The organism is Methanolobus halotolerans, from assembly GCF_004745425.1.
GTDB classification, from domain to species: Archaea; Halobacteriota; Methanosarcinia; order Methanosarcinales; family Methanosarcinaceae; genus Methanolobus; species Methanolobus halotolerans.
The window spans coordinates 86,928-102,157 of record NZ_PGGK01000004.1; the positions used below are offsets into that span (position 1 = coordinate 86,928).

The following is a 15,230-nucleotide window of genomic DNA, read 5'->3' on the forward strand; positions in this document are numbered from 1 at the left end:
TGATCCATTGGGACCTGTTACAATGAATAATACTAAAGTTGCAGCGTTTCTCAACAGGATGGCATCACTGCTGGAATTCAAGGGAGAGAACCCTTACAAGATAAAAGCATACCAAAGAGCTGCAAGGAATATCAAAGTACTTGACGAGGATCTCAGTAGTCTGTATGAAAAGGGCCGTATCTCAGAAATACCCGGCGTAGGAGAAGCAATCAGAGATAAGGTGATTGAGATACTTACCAAAGGTACATTTGAGGCATATGAAGAAACGATAGCAGAGATCCCTCCAGGCGTACTTGACATTATGGACATTCCCGGCATCGGTCCAAAAACAGCAAAACTGTTCCATGAGAAGCTCGACATAGGTTCCATTGAGGAACTTGTAAGAGCTGCAGAAGAGCATCGCATACGCAGGCTCGCACGCATGGGACCACGGCAGGAGGAAAAGATAATTCGATCCGTGCAACGTCATCTTAAAAGCAGCGACAGCGGAAGGACACCCCTGGCTGTTGCAAGCCCTATAGCGGACCAGATAAAGGAACAACTGAATACCTGCCCATATATAAGAGAGATTATTGCTGCAGGAAGTCTCAGGAGAAGAAAGGAAACAGTAAAGAATATCGATCTTCTTGCGCTTTCAGATGATCCGCAAGCTGCAGCAGATGCCTTCTTGGACCTTAAGAGCGTGACCGATGTCATAGAAAAAGGAGAGAGCCTGATTTCTATAATCTATAAAGGAATGATCCGTGTTGACCTGCGCATCATTCCAAAGGGATCTTTCGGCCCGTCGCTGCAACACTTCACCGGTTCAAAGGAACATAATGTACACCTGCGCAAACTGGCACTCAGTAAAGGTTACCGCCTCAGCGAGTATGGATTCGCCGATACTGAGACAAATACCCTGAAAACATGTGAAAGCGAGAAGGAAGTATACGATTTCCTCGGTCTTGGCTACCCGGTGCCGGAACTCCGGGAAGACAGAGGGGAGATCGAGGCAGGCATGGAAAAGGCACTTCCCGGGCTTATCGACATGAAGGACATAAAAGGTGATCTCCATGTCCATTCAAACTGGAGTGACGGGAAAAATAGCATTGAAGAACTTGCCGTAGCTGCTCTTGAAAAAGGATATGAGTATGTAGCCATCACAGACCATTCCCATTCCACAGCTATAGCCAGCGGCCTTTCGGATAAGAAATTACTCGAGCATGCAAGAGATGTTGACAGGGTAAATGAGAAAATAGAAGGGATCAGACTTCTTTCAGGTACTGAGTGTGACATCAGGTCCAACGGTAAACTCGACTATAGTAATGAAGTGCTGGAAAGCCTTGATATTGTTATAGTCGCGGTACATGCGGCCCTGGAGCAGGACAGAAAAACAATGACTAAACGCATAGTTACGGCACTTGAGAACGAACATGTCGATATCCTTGCCCATCCCACGGGAAGGAAGTTCGGAAAAAGGGGAGCTTACGATGTCGACATGGAGAAAGTGTTCCAGACAGCCCTTGACAACGATAAGATACTTGAGATTAACTCGTCCCCTGCACGACTGGATCTTAACGACATAAATGCAAGAATAGCAAAGAACCTCGGGATCAAACTGGCAATAAGCACCGATACGCATAAGCTGGACAATTTCAACAATATCAGATACGGCATCGATGTAGCCCGTCGCGCATGGGTCGAACCGCAGGATGTTGTAAATACCAGGAAATTAAAAGAAATCAGTTCCTTGTTAGGAATCCGGTGAAAAAAACCTGAAGCTTACTTTTTTCTGATTTCGCATTTTGCACGGATTGTTAAATCAAAAAGTTTAAATTATTATTGTGCTAAAATACTTCTGATAAACATTATGGGGTTGAGACTGAAAGAGAATCAGTATTGTGAATTTTGAATGTTTTTACCTGTGAGTGGTTGAACACTTGTTCCTTTCGTAATCCATAAGAGGTGCAATTGTGAGAAATTCGAAGGCAAACAGACATGCAAGAGCAATGAAAAAGCACGAGATTGAGTTCCAGAAAGAAAAGAGAAGGCAGGAAAAAAGGAACAGGTTCTGATAATAACATAACAGGGTCCTTTCCAGGATTCTTGGTTATAATGGCAGGATGTATCCTGCCAGTTATCCATCTTTGGATTGCTTACCTTTTTTGCAGTTTCATACGTTGCCCGAGTATGCATTTTCCACCCCTGTGACCGCCCAGGGGATTGAATGTGGTACCAAGGGAATTCATGCACCTCGCCATGACCGCAGCTCCACGTGCAAGGCCGTCATCCACGAAAACCACGTTTTCTTCGATCTTGCTATTGATACCTAGTTCATGCAGGTATTTCAGGATCAGCTTTGGCTTGTTCCCGGTAATTCCCGCCCTCCCCGTAATGCCGATGGCAGTGTCTTCAAACATTATACCCTCATCCTGTGCAACCTTCACGAGGCGCTGGACCACCTTTGCCATGACCACGTCGATCACTGCAAAGAGCAGCTTGAGACCATATTTCTCATATATCTCAGCTCCGATCCCGGAAAGCTTATCCATATCAGTGCCATTGTTCCCAACATCGCAACCAATGAGGACAACCCCGATCTCATCTGCAGCTTCGGAATTGACAGGTACACTGCCGTACCTTTTCCGACCCTTCGGAACCTTTTCGATAAGGATGTATTTATTTATCCGGTCTGCATATTCCTTAATGGTCTTAGATTTGAGTGCAAGGGAGAGTGTACCAAGAGATACATTATCGGCCACATCAAGAGCAGTGCCTTTTTTTGAATCGACCAGGCTGGTTCCCTGTATAATGGCATCGGGAATTGCTCCCGCATAACCACAGAAGTTCCCTATAGTCTTTGCATACGGAAGGTCCGGCCCGATTATCCTGCCATCGAGGGTAGTACCAAAATCCATGGATATACAGGGATTACGGAAATCCACATCCACCCATTTTGCACCTTCCTTGATACCCGCAGTTGCCAGCTCACCCTCCATTTCGTTTGCGACGATCTCCACACCTGTTGAGCCTGTTGGTGGCGTAACACTTGCCACTGCGCCGTCGAATACAACGTTTTCGAGCTTGCTGAATTTGCGGAACTTTTCGGGAATATTGGATAACGACATTGGAGGTGTCATGCGGTTTGGCGGCACACCTGCCAGCAGACATCCATCGGCCAGTGCCTTTATGAATTCACCAACCTCATCAGGCGTATCGAAACCTGCAACCACTCCGGTGGACCTTACAACAAAATGTATATCTTCCCTGATATCAAGCTTTGCTTTTTTCACAGCACTTACTAATGTGTCCCGCACAAGCTCGGCCACAGACTGTCTTGTGAGTTCCACACCATTAAGCGTTCTGCCGAATACCTCTTCTTCTTCTTCTTTGGGGGAACGAACATCCCTTGTCATGCTAACGATTTTTGTTACAAGCCTTGTTTTGCCATCCTCAAGGTTCGTGGCGGTCAGAATGCATTTGGTGGTTGTGTTACCCACTTCCACCGAAGCGACAATGAAATAGGGCTTGGACTTCAGATCAATAAAGCGTACGGAAGGACTTTCTGCGATTCGGGGTTTCATATGCAAACCTCACATAAAAGGTTGAAGTTTTTCTATTATCCTCTGTCTTGGAACTGCGCCAATTATCCGGTCGACCAGCTTGCCTTGTTTGAAAACAAGCATGGAAGGTATGCTGCTTATACCGAAATTGACAGCAGTCGCTTTATTCTCATCAACATTGAGTTTACCGAAGACAACTTTACCCTGGAGTTCACCGGCAAGTTGATCGATGATTGGGGAAAGCGTACGGCAGGGGCCACACCATTGTGCCCAGCAATCCACAACCATCAGAGGATATTGAGACACGTACCGCTCAAGATCACTATCATTCAGAGTGATAACTGTTGCTGGGAACTGACGCTCCTGAAGTGTTCTTTGTAGTTCTTCCATTTTCTTTTTTCTGATAGATTCCAATTCATCCATGATGGCCACCGTATGAAATAATACAAACTGCAGCTGCACATATTATGTATGTGACTGTGGTCTGATAAATATTTAATGATATATTTAATGATATATTTTTCAAATCTTTTCTGGTACATTAATCTTCAATACATTTAACCTTTTGCAAGGTTGTTCAATAATCATACACTACCGAAAGGTACAACTGCATTTATTGAAAGATACTATAAAAATAGAAACGTATATGTATAAATGTCTACACAATAATAATTAGTAAGACAATCAATAATACATGATAAGCAGAGTTCTTTGATGAGTGATAGAATGTCAGGCAAGGACCAAAAACAGAACTTGAATACAGAAAGAACCATATCATGCCATGAATGTATCACCTGTGGCACATGGATGCAACGGACAGTAAAGCCAAGCACAACCGGAGTAAAATCATGTACCTCCTGCCCGGATTACTGACTAAGCTATACAATGGATGAATGATACATGGAAAGATGGTCACCCGGACAACTTCAGGAAACAGACCCATATGAGTTCGAAAAGCTACTTGCACAACTTTTCCGCAAGATGGAGTATATAGTAGAGGAAACAAAGTTCTCCCACGACAGGGGAATAGACCTTCTCATCAGGATAGAACATTTCGGGCTCTCGCATACATGGATAGTGCAGGCTAAAAGATACACAGATCCCGTGGGAGTGAAAGCTGTACGGGAATACAGCAGTCTACGTTACAGAGACCATGTTGACGGTGTGATCATTGTAACTACATCTCATTTTACCAGAGAAGCGCAGGAAGAAGCTGCTGAACACAATGTAAAGCTAATAGATGGGAATCTGCTTGCCGAAATGCTTAACCATTACCTGCCAGAGGTTAGTGAAGGACCGCAGATCACGCAAATATCTGAAAAGGAGAGTAGGTCCAGTAGTACATCAACAGTCCTCAGAAGAGGAGAAGATACCCTTGCTGCAGAGCCGGTGAATCTTGGAAAAGAAAGGTTCACAATAATGATCACAAACAAGAACATTTTTTTCAAAAAAGAGAATAATGGCGTCCTCTCAAGAAAAGAGAATGTCGAACTGCGTATACAGGTAAGGGATATAATCGGCATACACGTGGAAAAACAGCATATGTTCCTGATAGCAGGCCAGAAACAGCTTACAGTTTACCCATTGTCATCAAAAAGGAAAGACAGGATCGCAGAGATCCTTGATAACTTAAGACCGGAGTATGTCCGGGGGGAGCACCTCATCATGTCCTCCAGAAGGAACTCATCCATGACAATCCTGACCAGCAAGAGACTGGTACAGCTTGATATTGAAAGCGGTGTCATGAATAATATTGTGCTCTCTAAGATCGTGGGGATAGAGATTGAAGGAGGTTTTCTCAAAAAAGACAGACTTGCAATCTCAGAATCATCTAATGGTATGAATGCTATGAAGAAACATTTCCTGGAAGTGGAGGATATACCCAGATGGAAGGAAGAGACAGAGCAAATGGTCAGGGTAAGCTGATATTATTCTACATCTGATAAACGGCGTTAAATGCAAATATTAACTGTAAAAAACTACTTCAATACAAACACTCTAAGATAGAAATATAAATAGTGGAAAAAGGGAGTTTCAATATGACAGTTACAGAGGAAAGTATCAGAATAGAAGGAATGAGTTGCGGACATTGCCAGGCAACAGTGGATAAGGCCATAAGGTCTGTAGAAGGGGTTCAGGACGTTACTGTTGATCTGGGAGAGAAACAGGCCAGAGTCGTTTATGACCCGACTGTTACGAACATTACAGTAATAAAGTCAGCTATTTCAAATGCTGGATACGATGTTATCCAGTAGACGGTAGTTCGCAATTCCAGGATCTTTTTGAAGGGACCATGCATATAAAGATCAAAGTATACGGTATGACATGCATGCACTGTCATAAACGTGTAACAGATGCCATATCAGCTGTAGAGGGCGTATCCTCGGCAGAGGTGGATCTTGAGGATGAGAGTGCGACAGTTGACTTCGATCCTGAAAAGGCAAGCCTCGGAGATATAAAGCAGGCCGTTATAGATGCAGGATACGAGGTAGGAAAAGAAGAACGGCCCCTGCAGGCGGAGACCGATGAGCAGCAGATATGCAAGGTGGTCCCCGATGAAGACATGGAACAGAGCACATATCCCGAACCTGGTCATGTGGAAGATATCGTCTTCAGAGTATCGGGAATGACATGCGCATCCTGCGCACAGAATGTAGAGAAGATCCTGAAAAAACAGGCAGGAGTTGTCTCAGCTAATGTGAACCTTCCGATGGGAAAAGCCGCAGTCAGCTATGAACCTGCGCGCATAGGCCGGGATCAGCTTGAGGAAGCAATCGAATCCATTGGTTATCATGTGGTACAGGACAGGATCACCCTTGATGTGGGAGGCATGACATGCGCATCCTGTGCCATGAATGTAGAGAAGGTACTGAAGAGGCAGAAGGGCGTGAGCTCTGCCAGTGTCAACGTATCCACATCGAAAGCACGTGTTGAATACAACTCCTCCCTGGTATCAGCAGAGGATATGATAGCGGCCATACAGGGAATTGGCTACCCGGCTTCTCTGCCTGCAGGCAGAGAAGAGACTGAGGACCGGGAAAGAAAAGAAAGAGAAGCCGATATATACCGCCAGAGGAATAATCTCATTCTTTCCGCTGTTATCGCGGTGCCTGTGATGCTGGGAAGCATGAAGGAGGGATTCCCGGACCTATTATGGTTCGTACCCGATTTCCTTACAAACCCAAACCTGTTATTTATCCTGGCAACAATCGTGATAGTGTTCCCGGGAAGGCAATTCTTTGTAGGCACCTATCGGGGGCTCAGGCATGGTGTGACCGATATGAACCTGCTGATTGCAACCGGAACAGGAGCTGCCTATGTAATAAGTGTGTCAGCTACGTATCTTGACCTGGGGCCCGGTTACGAGCATCTCTATTACGACACTGCCGTAATGCTGATTACATTCATAGTACTCGGAAGGTACCTGGAAGCCCGTGCAAAGGGCAGGACTTCAGAGTCAATAAAGAAACTCATGGGCCTACAGGCAAAGACAGCACGCATCATTGTAGCCGGTCAGGAAAAGGAAGTGGCCGTAGAAGACGTGGAAGCCGGGGACATCGTCTTCGTACGACCGGGGGAGAAAATACCCGTGGACGGCGTGGTTGAGGAAGGTTCCTCTGCTATTGACGAGTCAATGATAACCGGAGAGAGCATACCTGTCGAGAAAGAGAAGGGAGACGAAGTTATCGGTTCGACCCTGAACAGAAGCGGAGCCCTGAAGTTCAGGGCAACGAATGTAGGTGCCGATACTGCGCTGGCAAGGATAATCGAACTGGTGGAGAACGCCCAGAACTCCAAGGCTCCCATACAGAGGGTAGCTGATGTTGTTGCAGGCCATTTCATCCTTGTGGTGCATGTGCTGGCATTATTTGCCTTTTTTTTCTGGTTCTTCATCGGGTTCGAGAGATACGACGTTCCATTTAATTCCGGGATACTCAGCCCTTTCCTGTTCGCACTGCTGATTTCTATTACCGTACTTGTTATATCCTGTCCCTGCGCCGTGGGCCTGGCAACTCCTGCCGCTATTATGGTAGGTACTGGCAAAGGTGCCGAGAACGGCATACTTATCAAGGGCGGCGAGGCACTTGAGAGGACACTGAAGATAGACACGATAGTTTTCGATAAGACAGGGACCCTGACAAAGGGTGAGCCCGAACTTACAGACGTAATAGCAGTTGCGGATATCCCCGAAGACGAAGTGCTCGCAATCGCTGCAAGTGTCGAAAGGGGGTCTGAACATCCTCTGGGTGAGGCTATTGTCAGAGGTGCGGAAGAAAAGGGTCTTGAGATAAACAATACCGAAGGGTTCAGGTCTATAGCAGGCAAAGGCGTGGAAGCAAATGTAGGAGACAGCAGGGTATTGCTTGGTACACGTAAGCTGATGGAAGATGGCAGTATTGACATCTCCCCTGTTGAAAAGAAAATGGGGGAACTCGAAGCACAGGGTAAGACCGCCATGATAACTACAAAAGATGGCAGGATCATCGGCCTTGTTGCAGTCGCGGATACCCTGAAGGAAAACTCAGGGGAAGCTGTGGAAAGGATACGTGATATAGGTATCGAAGTCGTGATGATCACAGGCGACAACCGCAGGACAGCTGACGCCATTGCAAGAAGTATCGGAATCAAAAAGGTACTGGCAGAGGTACTCCCCGAGGACAAGGCTGCAGAGATCCTCAAACTGCAGGAAGAAGGTCGCATCGTTGCAATGGTCGGAGACGGTATCAATGATGCACCTGCACTCACACAGGCAGATATCGGTATAGCCATGGGAGCAGGCACTGACGTTGCTATGGAATCTGCACAGATCGTACTCATTAAGAATGACCTGCGGGACGTGCTGGCTGCTATCAGACTGAGCAGGCTAACGATGAACAAGATCAAGCAGAACCTGTTCTGGGCATTCGGCTATAACACAATCGGCATTCCGCTTGCAGCAGGGATACTATACCCCTTAGTCCATACAATACTGATAACACCCGCACTTGCTGCAGCTTTTATGGCAATGAGCTCAGTATCTGTCACAACTAATTCCTTATTGATGAAAAGGAAGAATATCAAATAAAAGCAAACATGGAGCACTGAATTTTATGAATGGCCAGGATAAGGGTAATAAGAACAGATATAAAGGCAGGTATGCCCTGACAGCAAGCCTGTTATCATCCCTGTTGCTTGTTGCCCTCTTTGCGATCCTATCTATAGCAGTTAACAGCTCAAGGAGCGTACCTCTTTACAGCAATGTGGATATCATCGCAGGCATGGTATTCGTTTTCGTGCTCAGCATGATAGTCTCTGCTTCGATCTGGCCGGGAGTCATTGAGAAAAGGATGAACTGATCCTTCGTTAGTTTCTTATTTGAGGTCTGCTAAATAGGGACCCCTTATGGCAAAAAGGAAAATGATCATAGAGACTGATGATTTCAAATTAAGACCCTGGAAAGACGAAGATGCTGAAAGGCTTGCGACCATCGCTAACAATAAGAAGATATCCGACTATCTGAGGGATGGGTTCCCTTACCCATATTCTATCGACGACGCGAAAGGCTTCATTTACCTTACCAGACAGGCAGAGGTGAATGTTGTAGCGTTTGCAATTGAGATAAACGGAACTCTTGCCGGAAGTATAGGGACCTATTTCAAAGAGGACGTGCACCGTAAGAATATGGAGATCGGTTACTTTCTGGCTGAAGAATACCAGGGTAAAGGAATAATGCCGGGCATAATCAGATGCATGACACAATATATTTTTGACAACTTCGATATAACCAGGGTCTATGCAGAACCTTTTGCCAGAAACGTAGCTTCAAGGAGAGTCCTTGAAAAGGCAGGATTCAGGCTTGAAGCTGTCCTGAAAAGCAGTATAATCAAGCATGATGTTGTGCAGGATAGCTGTATATATGCAATTCTTAAAGAAGATTTCCGGAAAAATAATAATGATCCAGAACCACACAGCAGCTGCGAATAAGAATTAGATCCTGATTACTTATTCAAGATCAGAATGCGGATTTATATCGCACCCTGTACATGGCAGGCACATGGTTTTGAAAGTATCTGCGCGCAGTCCGTATTCGTCCAGTTTCTCACGAAGAAAACGATTTAGCATGAGCAGCCTTTTGGCGGACGGTCGCTCAACGGTAACATCCTTTTCACGCAGAGGATGCTTTGCAGCTGCCCTGAGAATAGGGACAACACCAATCGAAGTTAATTCTTCAATACCTCTTTTTGCAGATTCATCGGATTCTCCAAGGCCGATTATGAAATTGGAACATACTCTGTTCCTGCCGAATATACTGACACCCTGTTTCAGCGATCCAAGAATGAATTCCAGGTCCTGGTCAGGGCAGAGTTTTTCATGCAGTTCACGGTCCATTGTCTCTACATTATACTTCAGCTCATCGGCACCTGCGCTCTTGAGTCTGCGGGTGGAGTTCTCCGTGGGATACACAGAAACACCTATGGGTACCGAGTAAATTTCCCTGAGCCTTTTTATCAGTTCCTCGGCCCTGCTAACTTCCGCTTCTGCAGAGATCTCAACACCTGAAGTGATGGAAATAGCATGCATCTTTCCTGTGACTCTGGCCCTTTCTATCATGCCGAGCATCTCATCCGTTGTCTTGACCTTACCGCTGAGTTTGGGTACGGGGCAGAACTTGCAGTCGAATATGCATTTTTCGCACATTGTGATGAAAGCCTGGTCAGGGCAATGTATGAGCTCAGGCTCTATGCTGCCCCTTGCGAGTTCCATACCATCTTTTGTAATGACAAGCTGACCCCCTTCCATCCAGGCTTTGAGAGGTGAATCTTTTTTGATGGCAAGACGGACGCGGTGGCCTTCCGAGCAAAAAAAGAAAGCCATGTTACCTGCTCCCGGACCTGCTGTAGGAACGGTTAGCCATGTAACAAGCTCCGGATCCATGTCTACTGAGCCGGCGGATATAAGCCGGGCTTTGGTTTCTGGCTGCATTGCATTCTCCGAAAATAGGCACTGTTTTTTATCTTTATTAAATGGACTATTTTTCCAGGGGTACTTTATTGTTTCCCCGAAATGATCGATACCGCAAAGGCCCATCACGTCGATTATCCTTTCCCCTTCAATGGCATGCTCACGGTAATATTCAGTGGTCCTCTCCGGGTAGAATCGATGATGTACCTGATAGTTGTCGGATCATAGAAATCGTTTTCTATCCTGCAGTAGATTTACAGATAAGATCTGATTATACAAATAAAAGGATGCGAAACCATGCCAGTTGATCCGATATGCAAGAGCAGGGTCCCGGAAGACACTCTGCACTTTACCGAGTACGGTGGGAAGAAGTACTGCTTCTGCTCTCCTGAATGCAAGACAAAGTTCGACCACCTTGAGAAAAGTGTCATACGCCTGAAAAGGTCTATTGCAGAACAAGAGAAAATATCCTTTGGAAAGCTCAGGAAAGATATCATCAAACCCGGCATCTGCACACTCTGCGGAGCCTGTGCCGCATCGTGCGAGTCAATCACCATAGAGCAAAGGCAACCAAAGCTTGTAGGCAAATGCACTGCCTGCGGGGTCTGCTACAATCAGTGCCCCCGGACCATCACGACCGAAGAGGGATTGATCGGTAAGATACGTAATGCCTATGGTGCCAGGACCGGTATTAAAGAACTAAAGGGACAGGACGGCGCGGTTGTGACATCCATGCTGGCCTACGGCCTTGAAGAGGGACTGATAGACTGTGCCATCGTGACTGTGAAATCAGAGGAAGAGCCATGGAAACCCGTACCTGTTGTTGCAACGACCTATGAAGAGGTAGTCGAGGCAGCAGGAAGCATATACAGTCACAGCATGACTCTGGAAGCCCTGATGAGTGCCGTGAAGCAGGGCATGAGTAGTATTGCCTTTGTGGGAACAAGCTGTAATATCGATGCGGTGCATAAAATGCAGAAAAGCCCATACGGATTCCTTCACCTGTTCATGCGTGCCAATATTCTCAGGCTGGGCCTTTTCTGCATGGACACATTCCATCACGAGGGTATCAGGGAGTTTGTAGAGGGAAAGGGCATGCGTCTGGAAGACATAGACTCCATGAAGATACGCAAGGGTATGTTCGAATTCCATACCAGTAACGAGCTCAAGGTCTTCGATCTAAAGGAACTGGACCGATACAGGAGCAGCTCATGCAAGTTCTGCACGGACCTTGCAGCAGAGAATGCCGATATATCCTTTGGGGGCGTGGGCACACCAAAAGACTGGACCACAGTACTTGCACGCTCCGGCATCGGTTACGAGATATTCAATGAGGCGGTGGACAACGGATACATCGAGTCCCGTTTACTCGAGGAAAAAGAGATGAGGAACGTTCTCAACCTGGCAAAGATGAAGAAGACGCAGATGTACTCAGTCATCCGCAGGCAGAATCTTTGATTCCCGGTACAAAACCTCCATATTTTTAAGGACAGTAGTACAATACCCCACCATGGCCTCCCATGATTACGTTCACGGATACTCCGAAAGGGAATCGGTCCGCCTCAGCGACCAGGCAAACACACTGGAAGAACTCCTGCACAGCGATACGAAGTACCCAGCTGGCAGCAAAGTACTTGAAGCTGGATGTGGCATCGGAGCACAGACTATCATCCTCTCAAGGAATAGTCCGCATGCACAGATCACGTCCATAGACATATCTGAGGAATCCCTGGACAAAGCCAGAAGATTTGCAGCAAAAGAGGAAGTACAAAATGTGCAGTTCCGTGTTGAAAGCATCTTTGATCTCCCCTTTGAGGATGAGAGTTTCGACCACGTTTTCATCTGCTTCGTACTTGAACACCTCAATGAACCGGTCAAAGCCCTGGCAAGTCTGCGCAGAGTACTCAAAAAAGGCGGCACCATTACAGTCATCGAAGGCGATCACGGCTCATGTTTCACCCACCCCGAGACCGGTGCCGGAGTAAAAGCATGGAACAGTCTGGTGGAAGTGCAGGCAAAGCTTGGCGGTAATTCACTCATAGGCAGACAGGTCTACCCGCTTCTCAAAAGAGCAGGCTTTACTGAAATTACGGTCTCACCCCGTATGGTCTACAGTGATTCCAGCCGTCCGCAAATGGAAGAGGGTTTTGTGAAAAGAACCATCATACCCATGGTCGAAGGTGTCAGGGAAAGTGCTATTGAGATGGAGATCATCGATGCGGAGACCTTTGACAGGGGAATTGAGGATCTGCACCGGACTGCAGAGGAATTCGGGACGTTTAATTATATGTTCTTTAAAGGTGTGGGTAGGAAATAGCTTTTCTTTATTCCCGACAAAGGACTTAGATTTCGCTCCGGTAAGAAAAGGAAACCCTATATGCCCCGAGGCATAATATCTAACTGATCAGTCGAATACAGTATGGTTGGAGAAAGGTCAAATGCTCTACAGGGAAGTGCCAAAAAGCGGGGACAAACTATCAATACAGGGATTCGGGGCCATGAGGCTTCCGAAAAAGGATGGCGGCATCAATCATGAGAAGGCCACAGCCCTTATCCGTCACGCCATTGATAACGGGGTTAACTATATCGATACCGCATGGACATACCATGGGGAGGAAAGCGAAAAACTCCTTGGCAATGCTCTGGCTGAGGGTTACAGGGAGCGGGTCAGGATCGCTACTAAAATGCCTCACTGGCTTGTCAGTAGCCGGCAGGACATGGACAAGTTCCTTGAATTACAGTTGAAGAGACTGCGTACCGATCACATAGACTACTATCTCATCCATTCACTTACAGCCAGTGGATGGATGGAAATAAAGGAGAAAGGTGTGCTGGAATTCCTTGATACGGCAAAGAAAGACGGTCGTATAAAGAATGCCGGTTTTTCTTTCCATGACAATATAAAGGTTTTCAAAGAGATAATCGACTCCTATGACTGGGACATCTGCCTCATACAGTACAATTACCTTGATGAGAATCACCAGGCAGGAACAGAAGGCCTGAAATACGCGGCTGAAAAAGATATAGGGGTCATCGTGATGGAGCCCCTGCGGGGAGGAAGTCTTGCCACAAACGTCCCCCCTGAAGTAGAGAAGAACTGGGAGGGAGCGGACGTGAAAAGAACACCTGCAGAGTGGGGTTTACGGTGGATCTGGAACCATCCGGAGGTTACCGTGGTCCTCTCAGGAATGAGTGATAAATCACAGCTTGATGAGAACATTCGGACGGCATCCGAAGCATATCCTGACTCACTGGCAGAAGATGAACTCGATACTGTCCGAAGGGCTGCAAAAAAGTACAAAGAATTAGCAACAATTCCCTGTACAGGATGCAATTATTGCATGCCATGTCCTGCAGGAGTCGATATTCCCGGATGTTTTGATCTCTACAACAGCAGCAAGATCTTCGGTGGTACAAATGATGGCGGTACACAGCACAGATATTTATTATACCAGATGGGGATTCTAGGAGAACGGTCATCTGCTTCACTTTGCGTGAACTGCGGAAAATGTAAGGAATTATGTCCCCAGAAAATAGACATTCCTGAATGGATGAAGGAGGTAGAGGCTCAATTCGAGCAACCTGTGGTGAAGTTCAAGGCCTCTGCAATGAGACTTGTCCTGCCGGTCTTCAGACGGGTCAGTTTCTTAAAATATCGGTAAAGATTGCCTCACACTTTTTGGGCTACAATAACAAACCCATTCACCCGATTCCCCGTCCTCGTCACAAATCTATCATTCCTGAAGTACTCGACCTCAAACCCGTTCTCAACCAGTAGGAGTACAAGCTCCTTCTCAGTAAAGTGATGAGCAGTATAAGCAACCTCTCCGGTATCCTCATCATAGGCAAGAAATGAACCCTCCTCTTTTGTCACGGGCAGGCCATTGATGTAGCGCTCACGATATATCTTCGAACGCCAGGTCTGTCCGAAATCGGCGATGTAGATATGGCCCTGTGGTTTCAGAACCCTGCATACTTCGCGGATAACCCGGGCACGACCGTCCTTTGAGACAACCGTGCCCAGAAGGGCCTGCATGAAGGCGACGTCGAAGGTTGCACCGGGGAAGGGCAGGATTGAGGCATTGGCCTTAACGAAGGAGGGAGTATGAGAACTGTTCTTCTGTTCTGAAGAGGATCTTGCAGTTCTCAGGATATCCGTATTAATGTCAATGCCGGTCACAAAATACCCATGAAGCGCCAGAGGAATGCTCACTTTTCCATTGGCACAGCCGATATCCAGTATACGGCAGCCGGGAGAGATGTACCTGTAGATGACCGGATCAAGCTCTATAGTTGGGATGTTTCCGGCTTTGATATTTTTCCATGGTGACAAGTTTCTTTGCATGGGAAACCTCAGGTTAATTAGAAATGGGTCTTAAACCAACATTTTTAATATAATCGTTTGCTTTTCTAACCTTAAATACAGACACCTAATAATCTTATTTCATATTTGAGGAACTTACGATGATCACTAAAGAAGAAGTAGAACACGTAGGCTGGCTCGCACGTGTCGAGATTGATGAGAAGGAATCCGATGTGTATGCAGAGAAGCTGAACTCAGTACTGGACTATTTCGGGCAGCTTGATGAGGTCGATACCAAGGACGTACCTCCGACCTACCACGTAATGGACGTTGTGAATGTATTCAGGGAGGATGTTGTGAAAGAATCGATGCCACAGGATATCGTGCTCTCTAATACCGAGCACAAGAAGGAAGGCAACTTCAAGTCCCCGAGGATAATGTGA

At 46.5% G+C, this 15,230-nt stretch carries 15 protein-coding genes; 11 read left to right on the forward strand and 4 right to left on the reverse strand.

Annotated features, from left to right (window positions below; all coding sequences use genetic code 11):
* The first annotated feature begins 22 nt into the window (after nt 1-22).
* Entirely contained in the window at nt 23-1,747 is a 1,725-nt protein-coding gene (gene polX, locus CUN85_RS04990; protein WP_135389236.1) for a DNA polymerase/3'-5' exonuclease PolX, read from the forward strand.
* Nucleotides 1,748-2,135: 388 nt separating this feature from the next.
* Here the strand turns inward: polX and CUN85_RS04995 are convergent, their stop codons facing one another.
* Nucleotides 2,136-3,569 carry a methanogenesis marker 14 protein gene (locus tag CUN85_RS04995; protein WP_135389237.1) on the reverse strand — a complete coding sequence of 478 codons (1,434 nt, stop codon included), beginning with the start codon at nt 3,567-3,569 and terminating at the stop codon, nt 2,136-2,138.
* A gap of 3 nt (nt 3,570-3,572) precedes the next feature.
* Nucleotides 3,573-3,965, reverse strand: coding sequence for a thioredoxin (trxA, locus tag CUN85_RS05000; protein WP_135389238.1), 393 nt, complete (start codon nt 3,963-3,965; stop codon nt 3,573-3,575).
* A gap of 477 nt (nt 3,966-4,442) precedes the next feature.
* Here trxA and CUN85_RS05005 point away from each other — a divergent pair, with 477 nt between their 5' ends.
* The 5 genes from CUN85_RS05005 to CUN85_RS05025 all read left to right on the forward strand — a co-directional run bounded on the left by CUN85_RS05005 (nt 4,443) and on the right by CUN85_RS05025 (nt 9,506).
* Nucleotides 4,443-5,468, forward strand: a complete 1,026-nt coding sequence (locus tag CUN85_RS05005; protein WP_135389239.1) for a restriction endonuclease — start codon at nt 4,443-4,445, stop codon at nt 5,466-5,468.
* 113 nt (nt 5,469-5,581) lie between these two features.
* Nucleotides 5,582-5,797 carry a heavy-metal-associated domain-containing protein gene (locus tag CUN85_RS05010; RefSeq protein ID WP_135389240.1) on the forward strand — a complete coding sequence of 72 codons (216 nt, stop codon included), beginning with the start codon at nt 5,582-5,584 and terminating at the stop codon, nt 5,795-5,797.
* Between the two features lie 38 nt (nt 5,798-5,835).
* Nucleotides 5,836-8,607, forward strand: coding sequence for a heavy metal translocating P-type ATPase (locus CUN85_RS05015; protein WP_135389241.1), 2,772 nt, complete (start codon nt 5,836-5,838; stop codon nt 8,605-8,607).
* A gap of 25 nt (nt 8,608-8,632) precedes the next feature.
* Nucleotides 8,633-8,878: a hypothetical protein gene (locus CUN85_RS05020; RefSeq protein ID WP_135389242.1), complete on the forward strand. Its 246-nt coding sequence runs from the start codon at nt 8,633-8,635 to the stop codon at nt 8,876-8,878.
* A gap of 46 nt (nt 8,879-8,924) precedes the next feature.
* On the forward strand, nt 8,925-9,506 hold the full coding sequence (locus tag CUN85_RS05025) for a GNAT family N-acetyltransferase (RefSeq protein WP_135389243.1): 582 nt from the start codon (nt 8,925-8,927) through the stop codon (nt 9,504-9,506).
* Between the two features lie 18 nt (nt 9,507-9,524).
* Here CUN85_RS05025 and CUN85_RS05030 read toward each other — a convergent pair whose 3' ends face one another.
* Nucleotides 9,525-10,505, reverse strand: coding sequence for a radical SAM protein (locus CUN85_RS05030; RefSeq protein ID WP_135389244.1), 981 nt, complete (start codon nt 10,503-10,505; stop codon nt 9,525-9,527).
* A gap of 81 nt (nt 10,506-10,586) precedes the next feature.
* On the opposite strand from CUN85_RS05030, the gene CUN85_RS13510 reads away from it, so the two are divergent.
* From CUN85_RS13510 to CUN85_RS05045, 4 genes are all read left to right on the forward strand, one after another.
* Complete coding sequence (locus CUN85_RS13510; protein ID WP_268921591.1) at nt 10,587-10,712, forward strand: hypothetical protein; 126 nt, start codon at nt 10,587-10,589, stop codon at nt 10,710-10,712.
* A gap of 69 nt (nt 10,713-10,781) precedes the next feature.
* A complete protein-coding gene (locus CUN85_RS05035; protein WP_135389245.1) occupies nt 10,782-11,942 on the forward strand; it encodes a Coenzyme F420 hydrogenase/dehydrogenase, beta subunit C-terminal domain in 1,161 nt (386 codons plus the stop codon).
* A 52-nt stretch (nt 11,943-11,994) separates the two neighbouring features.
* Nucleotides 11,995-12,801 carry a class I SAM-dependent methyltransferase gene (locus CUN85_RS05040; protein ID WP_135389246.1) on the forward strand — a complete coding sequence of 269 codons (807 nt, stop codon included), beginning with the start codon at nt 11,995-11,997 and terminating at the stop codon, nt 12,799-12,801.
* A 121-nt stretch (nt 12,802-12,922) separates the two neighbouring features.
* Nucleotides 12,923-14,146 (forward strand): aldo/keto reductase, encoded by a 1,224-nt coding sequence (locus CUN85_RS05045; RefSeq protein ID WP_135389372.1) that lies wholly within the window; start codon nt 12,923-12,925, stop codon nt 14,144-14,146.
* An 8-nt stretch (nt 14,147-14,154) separates the two neighbouring features.
* Here CUN85_RS05045 and CUN85_RS05050 read toward each other — a convergent pair whose 3' ends face one another.
* A complete protein-coding gene (locus tag CUN85_RS05050; protein ID WP_135389247.1) occupies nt 14,155-14,829 on the reverse strand; it encodes a class I SAM-dependent methyltransferase in 675 nt (224 codons plus the stop codon).
* A 119-nt stretch (nt 14,830-14,948) separates the two neighbouring features.
* Here CUN85_RS05050 and gatC point away from each other — a divergent pair, with 119 nt between their 5' ends.
* Nucleotides 14,949-15,230 carry an Asp-tRNA(Asn)/Glu-tRNA(Gln) amidotransferase subunit GatC gene (gatC, locus tag CUN85_RS05055; protein WP_135389248.1) on the forward strand — a complete coding sequence of 94 codons (282 nt, stop codon included), beginning with the start codon at nt 14,949-14,951 and terminating at the stop codon, nt 15,228-15,230.

Coding starts and splice junctions, on each gene's coding strand:
- polX (WP_135389236.1), top strand. CDS start 23: ATGAATAATACTAAAGTTGCAGCGTTTCTCAACAGGATGGCATCACTG.
- trxA (WP_135389238.1), bottom strand. CDS start 3,965: ATGGATGAATTGGAATCTATCAGAAAAAAGAAAATGGAAGAACTACAA.
- CUN85_RS05005 (WP_135389239.1), top strand. CDS start 4,443: ATGGAAAGATGGTCACCCGGACAACTTCAGGAAACAGACCCATATGAG.
- CUN85_RS05010 (WP_135389240.1), top strand. CDS start 5,582: ATGACAGTTACAGAGGAAAGTATCAGAATAGAAGGAATGAGTTGCGGA.
- CUN85_RS05015 (WP_135389241.1), top strand. CDS start 5,836: ATGCATATAAAGATCAAAGTATACGGTATGACATGCATGCACTGTCAT.
- CUN85_RS05020 (WP_135389242.1), top strand. CDS start 8,633: ATGAATGGCCAGGATAAGGGTAATAAGAACAGATATAAAGGCAGGTAT.
- CUN85_RS05025 (WP_135389243.1), top strand. CDS start 8,925: ATGGCAAAAAGGAAAATGATCATAGAGACTGATGATTTCAAATTAAGA.
- CUN85_RS05030 (WP_135389244.1), bottom strand. CDS start 10,505: ATGCAGCCAGAAACCAAAGCCCGGCTTATATCCGCCGGCTCAGTAGAC.
- CUN85_RS13510 (WP_268921591.1), top strand. CDS start 10,587: ATGATCGATACCGCAAAGGCCCATCACGTCGATTATCCTTTCCCCTTC.
- CUN85_RS05035 (WP_135389245.1), top strand. CDS start 10,782: ATGCCAGTTGATCCGATATGCAAGAGCAGGGTCCCGGAAGACACTCTG.
- CUN85_RS05040 (WP_135389246.1), top strand. CDS start 11,995: ATGGCCTCCCATGATTACGTTCACGGATACTCCGAAAGGGAATCGGTC.
- CUN85_RS05045 (WP_135389372.1), top strand. CDS start 12,923: ATGCTCTACAGGGAAGTGCCAAAAAGCGGGGACAAACTATCAATACAG.
- CUN85_RS05050 (WP_135389247.1), bottom strand. CDS start 14,829: ATGCAAAGAAACTTGTCACCATGGAAAAATATCAAAGCCGGAAACATC.
- gatC (WP_135389248.1), top strand. CDS start 14,949: ATGATCACTAAAGAAGAAGTAGAACACGTAGGCTGGCTCGCACGTGTC.